19 protein-coding genes are annotated in these 19,158 nt (G+C 72.0%); 8 read left to right on the top strand and 11 right to left on the bottom strand.

The annotated features are described in order from the left end of the window. The first annotated feature begins 1 nt into the window (after position 1). The 4 genes from AXZ95_RS16985 to AXZ95_RS16970 are packed head-to-tail and all read left to right on the top strand — an operon-like array spanning position 2 to position 3,498. Positions 2–1,075 carry an iron chelate uptake ABC transporter family permease subunit gene (locus AXZ95_RS16985; protein ID WP_018191595.1) on the top strand — a complete coding sequence of 358 codons (1,074 nt, stop codon included), beginning with the start codon at positions 2–4 and terminating at the stop codon, positions 1,073–1,075. Further along, positions 1,072–2,154, top strand: a complete 1,083-nt coding sequence (locus AXZ95_RS16980) for an iron chelate uptake ABC transporter family permease subunit (protein WP_231374453.1) — start codon at positions 1,072–1,074, stop codon at positions 2,152–2,154. Before AXZ95_RS16985 ends, AXZ95_RS16980 begins: the two co-directional genes overlap by 4 nt. A gap of 1 nt (position 2,155) precedes the next feature. Continuing rightward, positions 2,156–2,971, top strand: coding sequence for an ABC transporter ATP-binding protein (locus AXZ95_RS16975; RefSeq protein ID WP_018191597.1), 816 nt, complete (start codon positions 2,156–2,158; stop codon positions 2,969–2,971). Positions 2,972–3,030: 59 nt separating this feature from the next. After that, positions 3,031–3,498 (top strand): heme-degrading domain-containing protein, encoded by a 468-nt coding sequence (locus tag AXZ95_RS16970; RefSeq protein ID WP_018191598.1) that lies wholly within the window; start codon positions 3,031–3,033, stop codon positions 3,496–3,498. Between the two features lie 14 nt (positions 3,499–3,512). Here the strand turns inward: AXZ95_RS16970 and AXZ95_RS16965 are convergent, their stop codons facing one another. Beyond that, positions 3,513–4,220 (bottom strand): MazG family protein, encoded by a 708-nt coding sequence (locus AXZ95_RS16965; RefSeq protein WP_018191599.1) that lies wholly within the window; start codon positions 4,218–4,220, stop codon positions 3,513–3,515. A 113-nt stretch (positions 4,221–4,333) separates the two neighbouring features. Here AXZ95_RS16965 and nhaA point away from each other — a divergent pair, with 113 nt between their 5' ends. Then, a complete protein-coding gene (gene nhaA, locus AXZ95_RS16960) occupies positions 4,334–5,527 on the top strand; it encodes a Na+/H+ antiporter NhaA (RefSeq protein WP_018191600.1) in 1,194 nt (397 codons plus the stop codon). Between the two features lie 87 nt (positions 5,528–5,614). On the opposite strand, the gene mfd is transcribed toward nhaA, so the two are convergent. Together mfd and AXZ95_RS16950 are read right to left on the bottom strand one after the other, a co-directional pair. After that, positions 5,615–9,235: a transcription-repair coupling factor gene (gene mfd / locus AXZ95_RS16955; protein ID WP_018191601.1), complete on the bottom strand. Its 3,621-nt coding sequence runs from the start codon at positions 9,233–9,235 to the stop codon at positions 5,615–5,617. 57 nt (positions 9,236–9,292) lie between these two features. Beyond that, the gene (locus AXZ95_RS16950) at positions 9,293–9,997 is read right to left on the bottom strand and encodes an alpha/beta hydrolase (protein WP_026307241.1); all 705 of its coding nucleotides are present in this window, start codon (positions 9,995–9,997) and stop codon (positions 9,293–9,295) included. A 99-nt stretch (positions 9,998–10,096) separates the two neighbouring features. Here AXZ95_RS16950 and AXZ95_RS16945 point away from each other — a divergent pair, with 99 nt between their 5' ends. Beyond that, positions 10,097–10,567, top strand: coding sequence for a hypothetical protein (locus tag AXZ95_RS16945; protein WP_133638945.1), 471 nt, complete (start codon positions 10,097–10,099; stop codon positions 10,565–10,567). A gap of 217 nt (positions 10,568–10,784) precedes the next feature. Here AXZ95_RS16945 and pth read toward each other — a convergent pair whose 3' ends face one another. Together pth and AXZ95_RS16935 are read right to left on the bottom strand one after the other, a co-directional pair. Continuing rightward, positions 10,785–11,399 (bottom strand): aminoacyl-tRNA hydrolase, encoded by a 615-nt coding sequence (gene pth, locus AXZ95_RS16940; RefSeq protein ID WP_018191604.1) that lies wholly within the window; start codon positions 11,397–11,399, stop codon positions 10,785–10,787. A 9-nt stretch (positions 11,400–11,408) separates the two neighbouring features. Beyond that, on the bottom strand, positions 11,409–12,026 hold the full coding sequence (locus AXZ95_RS16935) for a 50S ribosomal protein L25/general stress protein Ctc (RefSeq protein ID WP_018191605.1): 618 nt from the start codon (positions 12,024–12,026) through the stop codon (positions 11,409–11,411). A 229-nt stretch (positions 12,027–12,255) separates the two neighbouring features. Between AXZ95_RS16935 and AXZ95_RS16930 the strand changes: the two genes are divergently transcribed. Both AXZ95_RS16930 and AXZ95_RS16925 read left to right on the top strand, forming a co-directional pair. Continuing rightward, entirely contained in the window at positions 12,256–12,690 is a 435-nt protein-coding gene (locus tag AXZ95_RS16930) for an SRPBCC family protein (RefSeq protein WP_018191606.1), read from the top strand. Next, complete coding sequence (locus AXZ95_RS16925) at positions 12,683–13,147, top strand: MarR family transcriptional regulator (RefSeq protein ID WP_018191607.1); 465 nt, start codon at positions 12,683–12,685, stop codon at positions 13,145–13,147. Before AXZ95_RS16930 ends, AXZ95_RS16925 begins: the two co-directional genes overlap by 8 nt. Before the next feature lie 80 nt (positions 13,148–13,227). On the opposite strand, the gene AXZ95_RS16920 is transcribed toward AXZ95_RS16925, so the two are convergent. The 6 genes from AXZ95_RS16920 to AXZ95_RS16895 are packed head-to-tail and all read right to left on the bottom strand — an operon-like array spanning position 13,228 to position 19,149. Continuing rightward, positions 13,228–13,731: a gluconokinase gene (locus AXZ95_RS16920; protein ID WP_018191608.1), complete on the bottom strand. Its 504-nt coding sequence runs from the start codon at positions 13,729–13,731 to the stop codon at positions 13,228–13,230. A 25-nt stretch (positions 13,732–13,756) separates the two neighbouring features. Next, positions 13,757–15,016, bottom strand: coding sequence for a D-mannonate dehydratase ManD (gene manD, locus AXZ95_RS16915; RefSeq protein WP_018191609.1), 1,260 nt, complete (start codon positions 15,014–15,016; stop codon positions 13,757–13,759). Next, positions 15,013–16,305 carry a mannitol dehydrogenase family protein gene (locus AXZ95_RS16910; RefSeq protein WP_018191610.1) on the bottom strand — a complete coding sequence of 431 codons (1,293 nt, stop codon included), beginning with the start codon at positions 16,303–16,305 and terminating at the stop codon, positions 15,013–15,015. The genes manD and AXZ95_RS16910 overlap by 4 nt, the downstream gene beginning before the upstream one ends. Continuing rightward, positions 16,302–17,165 (bottom strand): sugar phosphate isomerase/epimerase family protein, encoded by an 864-nt coding sequence (locus AXZ95_RS16905; RefSeq protein ID WP_018191611.1) that lies wholly within the window; start codon positions 17,163–17,165, stop codon positions 16,302–16,304. The genes AXZ95_RS16910 and AXZ95_RS16905 overlap by 4 nt, the downstream gene beginning before the upstream one ends. Beyond that, positions 17,162–18,307, bottom strand: a complete 1,146-nt coding sequence (locus tag AXZ95_RS16900) for a Gfo/Idh/MocA family oxidoreductase (RefSeq protein ID WP_018191612.1) — start codon at positions 18,305–18,307, stop codon at positions 17,162–17,164. The genes AXZ95_RS16905 and AXZ95_RS16900 overlap by 4 nt, the downstream gene beginning before the upstream one ends. Further along, positions 18,304–19,149 carry a sugar phosphate isomerase/epimerase family protein gene (locus AXZ95_RS16895; protein ID WP_026307243.1) on the bottom strand — a complete coding sequence of 282 codons (846 nt, stop codon included), beginning with the start codon at positions 19,147–19,149 and terminating at the stop codon, positions 18,304–18,306. Before AXZ95_RS16895 ends, AXZ95_RS16900 begins: the two co-directional genes overlap by 4 nt. Positions 19,150–19,158 lie beyond the last annotated feature (9 nt).

Here is a 19,158-nt window from a genome sequence, read left to right as displayed (position 1 = left end):
GATGTCCGCGAGCGTCGACGCGCCCGCCGCCGCCGGCGGGGCGGGTACCGGTCGCGCGGGGTCGTCCCCGCGCGCCCGGCGCCGCCGGCTGCTCGCGGGCTTCGCCGTCGCGGCCGTCCTGCTCGTGGTCGTCTCGGTGCTGAGCCTCATGGTCGGCGCGCGCACGATCGCCCCGGCCGACGTCGTGCACGCCCTGCTGCACTACTCGCGCAGCGACCCGGACTCCCTCGTGGTGGTGGACAGCCGCCTCCCCCGCACTCTGCTGGGGCTGGTCACCGGGCTCGCCCTGGGGCTCGCCGGCACGGTCATGCAGGGGCTGTCGCGCAACCCGCTGGCCGACCCGGGCATCCTCGGTGTCAACTTCGGGGCGTCGCTCGCCGTGGTCGTCGCCATCGCGTTCCTGGGGATCACCGCGCCGACGGGGTACCTGTGGTTCGCGTTCGCCGGAGCGGCGCTCGCCTCCGTGCTCGTCTACGCCGTCTCCTCGCTCGGGCGCGAAGGGGCGACGCCGGTCAAGCTGGCGCTCGCGGGAGCGGCCGTCTCCGCCGCCCTCGGCTCGCTGATCACCGCGGTGGAACTGACCAGCCGCGCCTCGCTCGACGCCATGCGCTTCTGGCAGGTGGGGTCGCTCGCCGGCCGCGGGTTCGGAGTGCTGTGGCAGATCCTCCCGACGCTCACCGTCGGCGCGATCCTGGCTCTCGGGCTCGGGAGGCTGCTGAACGGCCTCGCGCTCGGCGACGACGTCGCCCGCGGTCTCGGGCAGCGCGTGGGTGTGACGCGGGTGCTCTGCGGGGTGGCGATCGTCCTGCTCTGCGGCTCGGCGACCGCGGCGGTCGGGCCCATCGCGTTCCTCGGCCTGATCATCCCGCACATCGCCCGGCGCGTGGTCGGGGCGGACTACCGCTGGATCCTGGCGTACTCGGCGGTCGCCGCACCGACGCTGCTGCTCGCGTGCGACATCCTCGGCCGCGTCGTCGCCCCTCCCGGTGAGCTGCAGGTGGGCGTCGTGCTGGCGTTCGTGGGCGCGCCGGTGTTCATCGCGCTGGTGCGGCGCCGACGGCTGGTGAGCCTGTGAGCGCCGCACCGGTGTCCCCGCCGTCACGGGCCGGGGGCACGTCGGCCGCCGGCACAGTGGATGCGGTGCGCGCCGACCGGCGCCACGGCCGTTCGCGCGCGCTCCGGGTGTCGATCGTGCTCGCCGTGCTCGTCCTCCTCGTCGCGGCCGTCTCCCTGACGCTCGGCGCTGTGGCGGTCTCCCCCGCCGATGTGCTGGCCGCGTTGGTCGGCCGCGCCGACCGGCTGACGTCGTTCGTCATCCTCGAGCTGCGGCTGCCGCGGCTGGTCGCGGGCGCTCTGGTCGGCGCGTGTCTCGGGCTCTCCGGTGCGCTCATCCAATCGGTCGCGCGCAACCCGCTCGCGAGCCCCGACATCATCGGCATCACCGCGGCGGCGAGCGCGACCGGCTCTGTCGCCCTGATCTGGTTCGGGCTCACGGGTCTCGCGCTCTCCGGCATCGTGCTCGCTGGGACGCTCGTCGCTGCCGCGGCCATCTACCTGCTGGCCTGGCGCCGCGGTGTCAGCGGCTACCGCTTCGTGCTGGTCGGGATCGGGATCGCGGCCTTCTGCGCGGGCATCGTCTCGTACGTGCTCACCCGCGCCGACCTCTCCGACGTGCAGCAGGCGCTGGTGTGGATCACCGGGAGCCTCAACTCCGTCGACCCCACCTCGCTGCTGGTGCTCGGCATCGGGACGGTGCTGCTGGTGCCCTGCGCACTGCTGATCGGCCGTCCGCTCGGAGCCCTGTCCCTCGGCGACGACCTCGCCGCCGGGCTCGGTGTGCGGCCGGAGCGCACACGCCTCCTGGTGGTCGCCGTGGCCGTCGCGCTCGCGGCGCTCGCCGTCGCCGTCGCCGGCCCGGTCTCCTTCGTCGCGTTCCTCGCCGCGCCGATCGCCCGGCGGCTGCTGGGCCGCGGGTCGCTCGCGCTCATCCCGTCGGCGCTGCTCGGCGCGCTCATCCTCGTCGTCTCGGACATCGTCGCCCAGTTCGCGCTCCCGGGCGTCGTGCTGCCGGTCGGCGTCGTCACCGGGATCGTCGGCGCCCCCTACCTGCTCTGGCTGCTCGCCAGGACCAACCGCATCGGCCGTGGAGGCTGACATGACATACGAGACCCCTTCCGCCGTGCCGGAGCTGGCCGCCCGCGATCTGTCGCTCGCCTACGAGGGACGGGTGGTGGTCGACGGACTCGACCTCGACATCCCGGCCGGCCGTGTGACCGCCATCGTCGGGCCGAACGCCTGCGGCAAGTCGACCCTGCTGCGCGGGCTGTCGCGGCTGCTCCCGCCGGCCTCCGGCAGCGTCCTGCTCGACGGCTCCGACATCCACTCGCTCCCGACCAAACAGGTGGCGCAGCGCCTCGGACTGCTGCCCCAGACGCCGACCGCGCCCGACGGCATCACCGTCGCGGACCTGGTCTCGCGCGGCCGGTACCCGCACCAGGGCTGGTTCCGGCGCTGGACGGCCGACGACGACGAAGCCGTGGCCGAGGCCATGACGGCGACCGGGATCACGGACCTCGCCGACCGTCCGGTGGACGAGCTCTCCGGCGGTCAGCGGCAGCGCGTGTGGGTCGCGATGGCGCTCGCCCAGCGCACCGACATCCTGCTGCTGGACGAGCCGACCACCTTCCTCGACCTCAGCCACCAGCTGGATGTGCTCGACCTCCTGCTCGACCTCAACGCCGCCCGTGGCACGACGGTCGTCATGGTGCTGCACGACCTCAATCTGGCCGCGCGGTATGCCGGACACCTCATCGCCATGCGCTCGGGGTCGGTCGTGGCGGCGGGAGACCCGGCCGCGGTGGTCACGGCGGAGCTCGTGCGCGACGTGTTCGGCGTCGAGTCGGTCATCGCCGACGACCCGGTGACCGGGACGCCGCTCGTCGTACCGCTCGGACGGCACCACACGGCGTAGGCCCACTCGGCTAGTGTCGGCGTGACGCGCCGTGCGGCGGCCCCGAGCGAAGGACCACGATGACCGACCTCTCGATCCCGTTTCTCGAGCAGCAGGAGCGGGAGCTCGTCCTGCCGTCGTTCGACCTCGCCGCAGCGTGGCGCCTGGGGAGCCTCATCATCGAGCGCGCGCTCGCGGCCGACGCCGGTGTGGCCGTCGACATCCGGCGCGGAGATCACATCCTGTTCCGCGCCATGCTGCCCGGAACGACGGTCGATCAGCAGGATTGGATCCGCAAGAAGGCGGCCGTGGTGCACCGGTTCGAGGCGAGCAGCGCCCTGGTGGCTCTCCGCCTGGCCGACGTGGATGTGGAGGGTCTCGGCTGGCTCGATGCGCGCGACTACGCGCTCACCGGTGGCTCGTTCCCGATCCGGGTCGCCGGCACCGGCGTCGTCGGAGCGGTCACCGCGTCCGGCCTCACCTCGGAAGAGGACCATCTGCTGGTGACCGACGGTATCCGCGAATACCTGGCTTCGCTCAGCGAGTGAGATAGCGACGGGGTTTAGACGGCCTCCTGCTCGCGGATCTCGTCCTGCAGGTCGCGCAGGGTCGAGCGCAGCGCGCGCTCCGCATCCAGCCCCTGCGCCTTGGCCGACGCGACGATCGCGAGCAGCAGCGGCCCGAGCTCGTCCTCGCTGGCCACCTGCACGCCGCCCGACTCCTGCAGGTCGAGCAGACCGACCTTCTGCGCGCGGCCGAGCAGCTTGTCGGCCAGCGCGAGCGAGGGCATGCCCTGGGGGATGCCGTCGAGCACGCTCGTGCGGCCCGGCTTCTCCTGCTTCTTCAGCTCGTCCCAGAACCCGACCACGTCGTCCGCGGTCTCGGCCCGTCGGGCGTCGGCGGCGGTCCGGTCGCCGAAGACGTGCGGGTGGCGACCGACCATCTTCGCGGTCATGTGAGCGGCGACATCCTGGATGTCGAAGTCCTCCCCCGGCGTGTGCGCCGCGATGTCGGCGTGGAAGAGCACCTGGTACAGCACGTCGCCCAACTCCTCGAGCAGCTCGTCGCGGTCACCGGTCTCGATGGCGTCGATGAGCTCGTAGGTCTCCTCGATCAGGTACTGCACCAGCGACTCGTGGGTCTGGTCGGCGTCCCACGGGCAGCCGCCCGGAGCGCGCAGGCGGGCCATCACGGCGACCAGCTCGTCGAGCTTCGTCGCGGCCTCCGGTACGACCACCGGACCCGCATCCTGACCCACTGCCTCGCCCATGCCGACCTCCTCGCTCTACGATTCATCCATCCTGCCACCGGGTAGAGTCATGAGCGGTGTGCCGGGAAGTCTGGTCGGCGTCGTTTCCGTGACCCCGCATGATTGGTGACCGCATGAGCATCATCCGATCCGAGCGCACCGCCGCCGGACTCCTCCTCGGAGCGGCCGCGCTCGGCCTCCTCCTCGCCAACACGGCCGTCGGCCCCGCGCTGCTCGACGTGCAGCACGCCCACCTCGGCGCCGGTCCGCTCGATCTGAGCGTCGGCCATTGGATCAGCGACGGCCTGCTCGCGATCTTCTTCTTCATCGTCGCGGTCGAGCTCAAGCACGAGCTCGTCGTGGGCGAGCTCAACAGTGTGCAGAAGGCCATCCATCCGGCGATCGCGGCGGTCGCCGGCGTGATCGTGCCTGCGGGGATCTACCTGGCGCTGACCGCGGGCACCGGCGTGTCGCAGGGCTGGCCCATCCCGACCGCGACCGACATCGCCTTCGCGCTCGGCGTGCTCGCCGTCTTCGGCCGCGGTTTGCCGAACCGGCTGCGCGTCTTCCTGCTGGCCCTCGCGGTGCTCGACGACCTCATCGCGATCGTCATCATCGCCGTGTTCTTCACCACCGACCCGAACCTGCTGGAGCTGGCGCTCGCCGCTGTCACGGTGGCCGTGTTCGGGGTGATGAGCCGGATGCTGCGCGGGCGGATGCGCTGGCCGCTCGGTGTCCTCATGGTGCTGCTCGCTCTGCTCACCTGGTGGCTGGTCTACGACTCCGGCGTGCACGCGACCATCGCGGGCGTCGCCCTCGGGCTCGTCATGGCGCGCCGGCCCGCCGGGAAGGTCACCCACGCGCTCGAACCGTGGTCGAACGGGCTCATCCTGCCGCTGTTCGCGTTCTCGGCGGCGCTGGTGCCCATCCCCGCCGTGTCGCCGTCGCAGCTGTCGCCGGCGTTCTGGGGCATCCTGGTCGCCCTGCCGGTCGGCAAGCTGATCGGCATCACCCTGGGTGGATGGCTCGGCTCGTTCACGAAGCGCGGTGCCGAACGCGGGCGCATCTCGCTCTTCGGGCTCATCACCGTCGCCGCGCTCGGCGGGATCGGGTTCACCGTCTCCCTGCTGATGAACGAGCTGGCGTTCGCCGGGTCGGAGGAGGTCCGGGCGGAGGGCACGCTGGCCGTGCTGCTCGGGTCGGCGGTCGCGATCGTCGTCTCCGGGTTCCTCGTCAGCGCGCTCGCCCGGCGCAACCGGCGCCAGCACCCGCACCCGGATCCGCGGAAGCGGGCGGAGCCGGAGTCGCAGGCGGAGCCGTCTGCCTGACCCCGCCGCATCCGTGGGGCGCAACGCGCCGTTATGGCCGCCGCATAGCGGCGTGTTGCGACCCACGGATGCGCGGGACGGGTCGCGTCAGCTGGCGCGCTCGGCGGCGGCCTGCTCCTTCTCCGGGAACAGCGCCCCCAGCAGGTCGGCCACCCACGTGATCAGGGACGCGTCGTCGAGCGCCTCGCCGTTCACGCGCGGCAGCGGGACGGTCGCGACCTTCGGAGCCGCGTGGTACTTCGACCCCGGGTACATGCGCTGCAGGCGCACCTGTAGCGAGTCGGGCAGCACGGCCGGCGCCAGGCGCAGGTTGGAACCCATCGCCACGACCTCCCCGAGCCCGGCCTTCTGTGCCGCGCGGCGCAGCCGCGACACGGCGACGAGGTTGGTGACGGCCTCCGGCGGGGTGCCGTAGCGGTCGGTCAGCTCCTCCAGCACGAGGTCGATCTGGCCGTCCTTCGCCGCGGGCGAGCTCGCGGTCGACAGCTTCTGGTACGCCTCCAACCGCAGCCGCTCGCTGTCGACGTACTCCTCCGGGATGTGCGCATCGACCGGCAGCTCCAGCCGCAGCTCCGTCTGGCCCTCGGCGACCTCGCCGCGGAACGTGGAGACGGCCTCGCCGATCATCCGGAGGTAGAGGTCGAAGCCCACGCCCGCGATGTGACCAGACTGCTCGCCGCCGAGCAGGTTGCCCGCTCCACGGATCTCGAGGTCTTTCAGCGCGACCTGCATGCCGCTGCCGAGGTCGTTGTTCGCTGCGATGGTCGAGAGCCGGTCGTGAGCGGTCTCGCTCAGCGGCTTGTTCTCATCCCACAGGAAGTACGCGTAGGCGCGCTCGCGCCCGCGTCCGACTCGACCGCGCAGCTGGTGCAGCTGGCTGAGGCCGTACTTGTCGGCGCGGTCGATGATGATCGTGTTCGCGTTGGCGATGTCGAGGCCGGTCTCGATGATCGTCGTAGAGACCAGCACGTCGAAGCGGCGCTCCCAGAAGTCGACGACGACCTGCTCCAGCGCATGCTCGTTCATCTTGCCGTGGGCGACACCGATGCGCGCCTCGGGAACCAGCTCGGCCAGCTTCGCGGCCATGCTCGTGATCGAGCCGACGCGGTTGTGCACGAAGAACACCTGGCCTTCGCGCAGCAGCTCGCGACGGATCGCCGCCGCCACCTGCTTGTCCGAGTACGGGCCGACGAACGTGAGGATGGGGTGCCGGTCCTCCGGCGGCGTCGCGAGCGTCGACATCTCGCGGATTCCGGTGACCGCCATCTCCAGCGTGCGCGGGATGGGCGTCGCGCTCATCGCCAGGATGTCGACGTTGGTCTTCAGCTTCTTCAGGGCGTCCTTGTGCTCGACGCCGAAGCGCTGCTCCTCGTCGATGATCACGAGTCCGAGGTCTTTGAAGCTCACGCCGTCGGCCAGGATGCGGTGGGTACCGATCACCACATCCACCGTGCCGTCGGCCATGCCGCGCAGCGTCTCGCGCGCCTCCTTGTCGGTCTGGAAGCGGCTCAGCTGACGCAGGTGGATGGGGAAGCCCGCGAAGCGCTCCTGGAACGTCTCGGCGTGCTGCTTCACCAGCAGGGTGGTCGGCACGAGCATCGCGACCTGCTTGCCGTCCTGCACCGCCTTGAACGCGGCGCGCACGGCGATCTCGGTCTTACCGAAGCCGACGTCGCCCGAGATGAGGCGGTCCATCGGGATGGGCCGCTCCATGTCGGCCTTCACCTCGTCGATGGTCTGCAACTGGTCGAGCGTCTCCGCGAACGGGAAGGCCTCCTCCAGCTCGCGCTGCCAGGGGGTGTCCGGGGCGAAGGCGTGGCCCTTGCTCGCCATGCGGGCCGAGTACAGCTTGACCAGCTCCACGGCGATGTCGCGCACCGCCCGGCGGGCGCGGCCCTTCGCCGCCGCCCAGTCGCTGCCGCCCATCTTGGACAGCTGCGGCGCCTCGCCGCCGACATAGCGGGTGAGGAGGTCGAGCTGATCGGTCGGCACGTAGAGCTTGTCGCCCGGGTAGCCGCGCTTCGAGGGCGCGTACTCGAGCACGAGGTACTCGCGCTTCGACTTGACCGCATTGCGGCCGCCGCTGGACACCTCGCGCTGGGTCAGCTCCACGAACTTGCCGATTCCGTGCGTCTCATGCACGACGTAGTCGCCGGGCTTCAGCTGCAGCGGGTCGACGACGTTCTTGCGTCGGGCCGCCAGCTTCTTCACCTGGCGCGAGTCGTAGCCGACGGCGCGGCCGTAGAACTCGGCCTCGCTGATCAGCGCGAGCTTCGTCCCCGGCACCTCGAAGCCGTGCTCGGCCGTGGCCTTGACGAGGTAGGCGATGCCGGGCTCCGGGTCGGCCGGGAACTCGTCGACCGGCCGCGCGGGGAGCTCCGACTCGGCGAGGACGTCGGCGGCTCGCTCGACCAGCCCGTTGCCGGCCGCGACGATCGCGACGCTCCAGCCGTCGCGCAGCCGCGTGGCGACGTGCTCGACGGCGCCGGAGACGTTGCCCTGGAAGCTGGGGACGGCCTCCGCGTCGATGCGCACCTGCAGGTGCTCCTCCAGCTCGCGCTCCTCGGGGAGGACGTCATTCGCCTGGAAGCCACTCATCGTCCACCACGGATGGTCGGGGCTCGGCGAGCCCGGGCGGCTGAACTTCACCGAGTCCTTCAGCTGCTGCAGGGTCAGGAAGTCGCCCGCCGCGAGGTCGATCGGAGCGGCGGCGCCGACGGTCGCCGCGCTCCAGGCCGCGGAGAGGAACTCGCGGTTCGTCTCCGCCAGGCTCACCGCGCGCGAGGCGACGCGCTCGGGCGACAGCACCGCGACCGCCGCGCCGTCGGGCAGGTAGTGGGTGAGCGGCACCAGACGGTCGACGAGCGCGGGAGCCAGCGACTCCATCCCCTCGACCGGGATGCCCTCGCCGATCTTGGCGAGCATGGCCGACAGGCTCGGGAACTCGTGCTCCATCTCCCGTGCGCGCTGACGCACCGAGTCGCTGAGCAGCAGCTCGCGGCTCGGCGGCAGGCTCACCTCGGCGATCGGCTCGGGCATCGACCGCTGGTCGGCCACCGAGAAGGCGCGGATCGCATCCACCTCGTCGCCGAAGAAATCGATGCGGTACGGGTGGTCGGCCGTCGGCGGGAAGACATCGAGGATGCCGCCGCGGACCGCGAACTCGCCGCGCCGGGTGACCATGTCGACGCGCCCGTAGGCCAGGTCGACCAGCTGCGTCGACAGGCCGCCGAGGTCGAAACCACGCGCTCCCGCCTGCAGGGCGACGGTGGCGTAGTCGGTGAGGTTGTCGGCGAGCGGCTGCAGCGCGGCACGCACCGACGCGACCAGGATGAACGGGGTGGTGCGGTCGCCCTCGGACCAGTCGGCCAGACGCCGGAGCGCGCTCAGGCGCTTGCCGACGATCTCGGGGCTCGGGCTCAGCCGCTCGTGCGGCAGCGTCTCCCACGCGGGGAACTCGACGATCTCCGCTTCGGGGAGAATGCACGGCAGCGCGCCGCGGATCGACTCGGACTCGCGACCGGTGGCCGTGATGAGGAGGATCGCCTGGGATGCGCCCTGCTCGGCACGGCGCCGCAGCAGCCCGGCGAGGAGCGGAGCCCGCAGGCCGTCCGTCAGCGAGAAGTCGGCGTCGCGCGCCGCATAGCCGAGCGCATCGTTGAACGAGGACTCGCGTGAGAGCGCGGCGACCAGACCCTGGAGTATCACTCGGTCAATTCTACGTGGGCCCACCGACACGTCGAGGGGTGCGGAATGGACGAGCGGTCAGATCCATCCCTCGAGGGCCCGCATGAAGCCGTCGTGGTCGTCGCGGTTGATGACATGGCCGGAACCGGGGACGACGCGCACCTCGTACCCTTCGGAGCGCAGCCGCTGGGCGAGCTCCGGCTTCACGAGCTGCGAGTTGTCGGCCAGCATGACCATCGAGGGCACGCTCATGACCTCGGGAGCGCGCATCGCCGACGGGGTGACCACCACGGGGAGGACGGCCCGGTCGAACGCCTTGAACGTCTCGACCTCGATGGCGACGTCGGCCGGATCCCAGCGCGGGTTGCGCTTCGCGATGCGTGCCGCCGACTGCCGGGCCAGGGTGCGCAGGAAGGCCGGCGCGAGCATCTGCTGGAACCGGTTGGCGGCCGGGCACGAGAACGCGGGGTCGACGTAGATCACGCGCTGCGGGTCGAGCCGCTCGATCGCGAGGCTGACGGTCAGACCGCCGAGCGAGTGGCCCATGACCAGCTCGGGATGCGTCGGCACCGTGTCGACGATGTCCTGCGCCATCAGCTCGGCCGAGTACTCCTCCGTCCGGGGGCTGTGCCCGTGACCGCGGAGGTCGACGGCGATGACGTGGTAGCCGCGCTCGGCGAGAACCGGCCCGACCCTGCGCCAGTTGCGCGAGTCCGACATGACCCCGTGGACCAGGATCGCGAGGCGGTCTCCGCTGCCCCACTCGCGCGTGTACAACTCCATGCCGGTCACGGTACGCGTCGCGCCTGGTCCGGGGCAGAGTGTCCGCTACGCTCTGGCTGAGCATCCGCCGTGAGGCGGCCCGAACCCGAGGGGGGAACCGTGACCGACCCGAACCAGCCCGCGTACTACAACTCGTATCCGCCGCCGCCGTCGCCGTACGCGCCGGCCGGGTGGGATGCGCCGCCCGCTCCCCCGCGCTCGCGCGCGCTCGGGGTCACGGCGATGTCCATCGCGATCCCGGTCTTCATCCTCTCGGTGGTCGCGTCGTTGTTCGTGGGCATGGCTGCCGGTCCGCTCGCGTCGCGCACGTCGTCCAGCTTCTCGTTCAACACGAGCGATCTCACCGCGGATCAGGCTGCGGCGTTCGCCCCCGTCGGCCTCCTCATGGGCGTCCAGATCCTGCTCGGGACGGTGCTGGGCATCCTTGCACTGGTGCTCGGCATCGTGGCGGTCGCGACGAAGCGCGGACGGCCGTTCGGCGTCGTGGCCATCATCGTGGCCGCGGCGGCGCCGATCGTGTCGTTCGCGGTGTACGCGGCAGCGCTGGGGGCGACGCTCCCCGCCGCGTGACGGCCGCCGGAAACGGAGGTCATTCGCGTGCCTGACGCCCGCATCCACCTCCGTTTCCGGCCGACACGCGGATCGCGCACCCGTTTCTCCTCCCTTTCCGGCCGCCTCGACGCGTGCGGGAAAGGGAGGAGGTTCCGGCTCGACACGCCGGTGGGAGCGCGAAAGGGAGGCGTTCGGGCCGGCTGAGCCGGGATCTCCTCCGTTCGCGGCGGACGGGTCAGCGCGCGTGGAAGCGGTTCTGCGCGGTGGTGAGGCCGTCGGCGGCGATCTGCTCGACCGCATCCGCGGCATCCGCCACGAGGATCGGGAGGTTCTTGCGTTCGGTCGCCGAGAATCCCTTGAGGACGTGGTCGGCGGCGGCCGATGAACCGGGCGGCCGGCCGACGCCGACGCGCACGCGCGTGAAGTCGCCCGTGCCGATCGCGGCGATCACGTCGCGGACGCCGTTGTGGCCGCCGTGCCCGCCGCCATGCTTGAGGCGGAGGGTGTCGAACGGGATGTCGAGCTCGTCGTGCACCACGATCAGGTGCGACGGGTCGAGCGAGTAGAAACGCAGCAGCTGCGACACCGGGCCGCCGGACACGTTCATGTACGTGTTCGGTTTGGCCAGGACGAAACGCGGGCCGCCGGGGGTCAGCCGACCCTCGGCGACCGTCGCGTTCGTCTTGTGGGTCTTGAAGGTGAGACGGCCGCGCGAGGCGAGCTCGTCGAGCACCATCTGACCCACGTTGTGGCGTGTGGCGGCGTAGCCGGGCCCGGGGTTACCGAGCCCGACCACGAGCCACGGCCCGTCGGACGGTCCCGTGGACGACGCCTGACGGGTGGATTCCATGGGAGGTGCTTACTCGGCGCTTCCGGCGGCCTCGGCGTCGGCGGCGGCCTCGGCCGCTGCGGTCTCCTCGTCCTCGGCGCGGGCGGAAGCCGGCACCGCGATGTTGACGATGAGGAGGTCCTCGTCCTCGGCCAGGGTCGAGCCCTGCGGGAGGTCGAAGTCCTTCGCGAGGTACTGGGTGCCCTCCGCCGCGTCGGTGACGTCGATGACGATGCGCTCCGGGATGTGGGTCGCCTCGGTCTCGAGGCGGATGGTGCTGACCTCGAGCATGGCGATCGTGCCGGAGTAGGGCTCGCCCTCGATGTGCACGGGGACCTCGACGGTGACCTTCTCGCCGCGGCGGATCAGGATGAGGTCGAGGTGCTCGATGATCTGCGACACCGGGTCCTTCTGCACGTCCTTGACGAGCGCGAGCTCGGCCTTGCCGGCGATGTCGAGGTCGAGGACCGCGTTCGCCTTGCGGAGCAGCAGGCCGACCTGGTGCGCCGGGAGCGTGATGTGGACGGGGTCGGTGCCGTGACCGTAGATGACGGCCGGGATCTTGCCGGCGGCACGGATCTTGCGCGCCGCGCCCTTGCCGAAGCTCTCGCGCAGCTCGGCTGCGACCTTGTTGGACTCGTCTGCCATGGTGTCTCCTCGCCGGACGGGGTCCGGCTGTCGGGCGAGCCGCGAGGCCCGCAGTGTGGTTGTTGTTCGACTCGAACGCATCGAAGTGCGCGAGGAAAGACTGCGTAGCCTGCTCCACCGCGTCGATCACGGATGCTGGGGGCAGCATCCCTCGCCGAAGTTCAGTTGCCGAGTCTACCCGATGGGGATAAGCTAAGCGCGCTTATTAGTTTACGGATCGGAGACCACCATGTGGACCACTCAGTACGGCGACGTGACGACGGCCCCCGCCTCTGCGGTCTGGTCGGCGCTGCGCGACCTGCACAGCGGAACGCCGCTCGGCCCGGCGAGCGACCGCTTCGAGCTGCACGGCCCCTTCGCCGTCGGGACGGCCATCACCGTGACGCCGCAGGGGCAGGACGCCATGACCTCCGAGATCGTGGAGCTCGTGCCCGAGCGCGTCTACGCGGACCGCACCGCGTTCGGCGGGCTGACCCTCACCTTCCGGCACACGATCGCGCCCCAGGCGGACGGCCGGACGGCGGTCACGCACACCCTCGAGATCGACGGCGATGGCGCCGACGCGGTCGGCCCGGAGCTCGGCCCGCAGATCGCCGGCGACTTCCCCGTGGCGATGGCCGAGCTGCTCCACGCGGCCGAGACCCGCACGGCGGCCCGTGCCTGACGGCGGCCTCGGCAGCCGGTTCCCCGTCGCCGCGCAGAGCCCCGGCCTCCTGCTCTGGCGGGTCACCAACCGCTGGCAGGCGGCGATGCGCGCAGCACTCGCCCCGCACGAGCTGACGCATGTGCAGTACGTGCTGCTCGCCTCCCTCACCTGGCTGAGCGATCGGGAGCCGGAGCGACTGGTGACGCAGGCCGACCTGGCCGGCTTCGCCGCGACGGATCCGATGATGACCTCGCAGGTCGTCCGCACGCTCGAACGTGCGGGGCTGGTCGAGCGGCTGCCGCATCCCACCGACGGCCGCGCGCGCGTGCTCCGCCCGACGGCGGACGGCGTCGCGGCTGCCCGCGGAGCGACGGCCGACGTCGAGGCCGCCGACGCGGCGTTCTTTGCCCCGGTGGATGCGGCCGCGTTCGCGAGCCGGCTGGCCGTCCTCGCGACGCCGCCGGAGCCGGACTGACCGCCGCACGCATCCGTGGGTCGCAACACGCCGTTATGGCCGGGCCATAACGGCGTGTTGCGACCCACAGAGGTAGGGAATCAGGCGCGGGCGGGCAGCTCTCGCGCGATGCTGTCGGCCAGCTCGCTCGGCGGGGTGGCGACGTCGAGGCGCATCCCCGTCTCGTCGTCCTGCAGCGGCTGGAGGGTCGCGAGCTGCGAGTCGAGCAGCGACACGGGCATGAAGTGGCCGGGCCGGGCGGCCATCCGCGACGCGAGCAGCTCGCGGGAGCCGTCGAGCTCCGCGAACACCGCACCGGGCGCCTCCGATCGGATCAGGTCGCGGTACGCCCGCTTGAGCGCCGAGCACGCCACGACCACGCCCTCCGGCGCCGTCGTCTCGAGCACACGGCCGACCTCGCGCAGCCACGGGATGCGGTCGTCGTCGGTCAGCGGCACGCCCGAGGCCATCTTGGCGACGTTCGCGGGCGGGTGCAGCGCGTCGCCGTCGACGAAGGGCACCCCGAGGCGCGCCGCGAGCAGCTCCCCCACAGTGCTCTTGCCCGAACCGGACACGCCCATCACCACCACCTGCACACGCTCCACGTGCGCTCCTTCCGTGCGTCGCCGGTCACCAGTCGTGCATCGAGCCGTCGAGCAGACGGTTCACCGGCAAGTATGCCGCCTGGTACGGGAAGGACTCCGCGAGCACCTCGTCGTAGTCGACGCCGAGCCCCGGCTCCTCGCCCGGCACGAGCAGGCCGTCCTCGAACCGGTAGCCGGGCCGGAACAGCTCGTCGGTCTCGGGACTGTGCTTCATGTACTCCTGGATGCCGAAGTTCGGGATGGCGACGCCGAGGTGGATGGCCGCGGCCAGTCCGACCGGCGAGACGTCGGTCGGTCCGTGCACGCCCGACTTGATCTGGTACACCGCCGCGTAGTCGAAGATGCGGCGGAGGCCGGTGATGCCTCCCGCGTGCGTGACGGGGCTCCGCACATAGTCGATCAGCTGCTCCTCGAACAGCTCCCGGTAGTCCCAGATCGTGTTGAAGACCTCGCCGATCGCGAGCGGCGTCGTAGTGTGCTCGCGCACGCGCCGAAGCACCGCCTGGTTCTCGGCGGGGGTCACATCCTCGAGCCAGAACAGGTCGTACGGCTCCAGCGACTTGCCGAGCTTCGCGGCCTGGATGGGCGTGAGCCGGTGGTGCGCGTCGTGCAGCAGCGGCAGCTCGGGTCCGAACTCGTTCCGCACCGCCTCGAAGACGCCCGGGATGTGGCGCAGATACGCGCGGGTGTCCCACTGCTCCTCGACGGGCACGGCGCTGCGGCGGGCCGGTTCGTGGTCGTACCGCGCGGTGCTGCCGCCCGCGTGCGAGTCCGCTCCGGCGATCGCGTTCGGCGAGGACGCGACGCCGTAGACGGATCCGAGGCCGGGCACCCCGGTCTGGATGCGGATGGCGCGGTAGCCCTGCTCCAGGTGGGCGCGCACCGAGTCGAACAGCTCCGGCAGCTCCGCGCCGGAGGCGTGACCGTAGGTGAGGCATCCCGTCCGGCTGCGGCCGCCGAGCAGCTGGTAGAGCGGCAGCCCGGCGACCTTGGCCTTGATGTCCCACAGCGCGGTGTCGACCGCGGCGATCGACGCCATCGTCACCGGGCCGCGCCGCCAGTACGCGCCGCGGTACAGGTACTGCCAGGTGTCCTCGATCTGGTGCGCGTCACGTCCGATCAGCAGCGGGACGACGTGCTCGCTCAGGTAGGCGGCGACGGCGAGCTCGCGGCCGTTGAGGGTGGCGTCGCCGAGCCCGACCACGCCGTCGTCGGTCGTGATGCGGAGCGTGACGAAGTTGCGGCCGGGGCTGGCGACGAGGACGTCGGCGGAGGTGATTCTCATGCGGGGGCTCCTTGCAGGGATGCGATGCGGTCGGCGATGAGGCCGACCAGGTCGTTGCGTTCGGTGAGGTCGGGGGCGAGGGCGTCGAGGACGAGGACGGCACGGTCGGCGTCGGTCTGTGCCTCACGGAGTCGCGGGGCCAGGGCGGCGGCTCCCGCGTCGCGCAGGTCGCCGGCCTCCTGGACGAGGTGCAGGGCCCACGCCGCGAGCACGCCCGCCTGCGCGGTGCCCGGCGGGCGTCCGGCCGTGAGCCGGGCGCGCAGCGGATCGAGGATGCGCGGCCCGAGCTTCTGCGAACCGTCCGCCCCGATCTGGGCGAGGCGGTGCTCGATGCGCCCGTTGGCGAACCGGTCACGCAGGGCGGCGAGCGCCTCGTCCACGACGGCGTCGTCGAACGGGAGCTCGGTGCGCTGCTCCGACCAGAGCAGCTCCAGCTCGTCGCGGAGCGCGGGGTCGCCGACGGCCTCTGCGACGGTCGCGCGACCGCGCAGCAGCCCCTGGTACGCCAGCAGGGAGTGACCGGCGTTGAGCAGCCACAGCTTGCGGCGCTCGAACGGCTCGATATCGGCGACGAACCGGGCTCCCCCGGCCTCCCAGTCCGGCCGTCCGGCGGGGAACGCGCCGGCGAGCACCCACTCTGTGAACGGCTCGGTGACGACGGGCGCCGCGTCGTCCCAGCCGGTCAGCCGACGCACCTCCGCCCGGTCGGCATCGGTGGTGGCCGGGGTGATCCGGTCCACCATGGTCGAGACGAAGGACACCTCGGCGCGGATCCAGTCCGAGAGCTCCGCATCGGGCGCGGCGAGCGCGAGCACGGCATCCCGGAGGACCTCGCCGTTGCGCGCGAGGTTGTCGCAGCTGACGACCGCGATGCCGCCTGCGCCGGCCGCCGAGCGCGCGGCGAGGCCGTCGAGCACCCGGGCCGGGGCGCCGGAGCCCGGCCGGTACCCCGCTTCGGTGATGGTCAGCGTCAGCACCGCGACGTCGGGGTCGGCGATCGTCGCCCGCCACGCGTCGCGGTCGGCTCCGTCGTGGACGCGACTGAGCGCATCCACCGACCGGGCCGCGTCGCCGTCCGCTCCACGCTCGACGAGGGTGTAGACCGCGTCCTGTGCGGCCAGCACGCGGGCCGCCTCGGGGCTGCGCCCGGTGAAGGCCGCGATGCCCCAGGAGCCGCCCGCGTCGTCGGCGGCCTGCGTGTACCAGGCCTGGTGGGCACGGTGGAAGGCGCCCAGGCCGAGGTGGGCGACCCGGACGGGGTGGCGCGCGGACCGCGGCGGCGGCGTCACGCGACCGCCGTCGGCCGGGTCCGCGCGTCGACGGCGCGCAGGTACGCGAGGTCGTCGCGAGTGCGCTCCGCGAGCGGAACCGCGGTCGAGAAGTCCTCGCACGTGACCCAGCCGTCGTACCCGAAGGCATGCAGCGCCCGGAAGTACGCATCCACATCGCCGGTGCCGCTGCGGAGCGGCGCCCACTCGTGGTGCCAGTGGACGGTGCCGTCGGTCTCCGGCTCCCCCGGCACCCACGCGGCGTTCTTCACGTGCACGTGCGCCAGGTACGGGCCGAGCAGCTGGAGCGACGCCAGCGTCTCCTCGCGCCCCTCGATGACGAGGTTGCCGAGGTCGTGGATGACGCCGACGTGTTCCGGGTCGAGCCCGTCGAGCAGACGGAACGCTGCGGAGGCGGACGGCGTGATCGTCTCATGGTGGAGCTCGACCAGCGCCTTCACGCCGTGGTGCGCGGCGCGCTCGGCGGCCCACTCGATGTCGCGGCGGGCGGCGGCGAACAGGGCGCGGTAGTCCCCCGAATCGGTCCGCGGCATGGTGACGCGCACCTGGCGGGCGCCGAGTCGCGCGGTCGCGGCGAGCATCCGCTCGACGTCGTCGTGCTGGTCGCAGCGGGCGTAGCCGCCGATGCCCGAGAATTCGAGACCCGACTCGCGCGTGATCCGGGCGATGTCGTCCAGCCGCTCCTCGAGCCCGCTCAGCGGCCAGGTCGCGCGGTTGCCGGACCAGAATCCCGGCTCATCGGCCTCCTGCTGGTCGGTGATCCGCCACTCGATGCCGTCCCAGCCTTGCTCGGCGAGGTACTGCGCGGCCTCTTCGGGCGTCCATTCCGGGGTGGATGCGGTGAAGACGGAGAACCTCATGCCGGCACCCCCGTCGTGACCACGACATCGTCGAGCTCGCCCGCGAGCACCTCGTCGAAGCGGACCGGCCGGCCGAGGGTGGCGGACAGGTAGACGGCGCGGACGACGCAGAGCGACTCGAACGCGTCCTCGACCCGGACGCCCGGCGCACGCCGGCCGTCGATGGCGTCGACGATGTCGTCGTACTGCCGCAGGTGCCCGACGACGAAGGCGTCCGGCCCGCGATCGCCGCCGCGCAGCTCGGCCGCGGGGACCACGTCGGCGGCCCGCTCGGCGGTGTCGCCGTCGGCGAAGAACGTCTCCAGCTGGTCGTCGTGCACGATCGCCGAGCCGCGGTCCCCGTGCACTTGGATGCGCACGGCGAGCCCGGGGAAGGCCGCGGTGGTCGCATGCAGCACGGCGAGCGCGCCGGACTCGAAGCGGATGGTCGCGACGGCGATGTCCTCCACCTCGACCCGCTCGTGGGCGAGCAGGGCGGTGTGCGCCGTGATCTCGACCGGGCGGCCGAGGAACCAGACCAGCAGATCGACGGTGTGGACGCCCTGGTTCATCAGCGCGCCTCCGCCGTCGAGCTCCCAGGTGCCGCGCCACTGCCCGGAGTCGTAGTACTCCTGACTGCGCCACCAGGCCACCGACGCGACGCCGCTCGTGACCCGGCCGAACCGGCCCGTGTGCGCGGCCTCCGCGACGGCCCGGGAGGCCGGGTCGAAGCGGTGCTGGCTGATCACGGAGACGACGAGACCGTCGCGCTCGGCGGCGCGGGAGAGCTCGAGGATCTCGCGGGCCCGCCCCATCTCGGTGTCCAGCGGCTTCTCGATGACGACATGCGTGCCGGCGGCGATCGCCTCGCGCGCCACCGCGACATGCAGCCCGCTCGGCGTGCAGATCACGACCACGTCGATCGGGGCGGCGGCGAGCGCCGCGGTCAGCGTCGAGAACTCGGCCGGGCGGTCGGCACCGGACTCGGCGACGATCGTGTCGGCGAGCGTGCGCGCGGCCGCGGGCACCGCATCCACCAGCGCGGTGATCGCGAGGCGCGGATGACGCAGGATCGCGCGGGCGTGGTTGAGGCCGATGATGCCGCAGCCGACGATGGCGACGCGCAACGGCGACGCGGGTGCGGTGGTGGCGGGGTCTGTCATACGAGGGTCACTCCGATCCGGTCGGTGAGGAGGCGGAACGCGCGTCCGGCCCGCCCGAAGGCCGCCGGCCCGGAGAAGCCGCCGAGCGCGTTCACGTCGGTGAGGTGGGGTTCGAGGGAGGCGAAGCCGGTGTAGCCGTCGTCACGCAGCGCGGTCAGGGTCTCAAGCACCTGGCCGTCGCCCTCCCCGGCCGGGGTGACCTCGCCGGTGGCGGACAGCGCGTCCTTCACCTGCAGGTACTCCAGGTGCGGGCGCAGCAGCGCGTACCCGTCGTCGAAGGGATGCCCGACGCCGACCTGCACGAAGTTCGCGCTGTCCCAGGCCAGGCGGAGGGACGGGGAGCCGACGGTCTCGACGATGTCGAGGCAGCGCTCCGGGGTGTCGCCGTAGATGTCCTTCTCGTTCTCGTGCAGCAGGATCACGCCGGCCGCCTCGGCGAGGTCGGCAAGAGCGCGCATCCGCACCATCACGTCGTCGCGGATGCTCTCCACCGCGACGCCCTCCCCGCGGAAGAAGGAGAACAGCCGGATGTAACGCGCGCCCAGCCGTTCGGCCGCGGCGATCGCGCGGCCGAGTCGCTCCACTTCGTGCTCCACCGGCAGCGCCACATCCACCTTGCCGACCGGCGAGGCGATGGCCGAGACGCCCATCCCGCGCTCCTCGAACACGCCGGCGAGCCGGTCGAGCTGCCCCGCGTCGAGGTCGACGATGTTGACGCCCCACGCACTCCGCACCTCGATGAAGCTGGCGCCGAGCGCTTGCAGCACAGCCGTCTGCACCACGGGGTCCGCGTCGATCTCGTCGCCGAACCCCGAGAGGGTCCAGCTCACGGGTGTTGCCATTCCTCCACC

The sequence above is a fragment of the Leifsonia sp. 115AMFTsu3.1 genome, assembly GCF_004362795.1.
In the GTDB taxonomy this organism is placed as follows: Bacteria; Actinomycetota; Actinomycetes; order Actinomycetales; family Microbacteriaceae; genus Leifsonia.
Note: the sequence above shows the minus strand (reverse complement) of the source record. Positions and strands in the feature narration are given on the sequence as shown.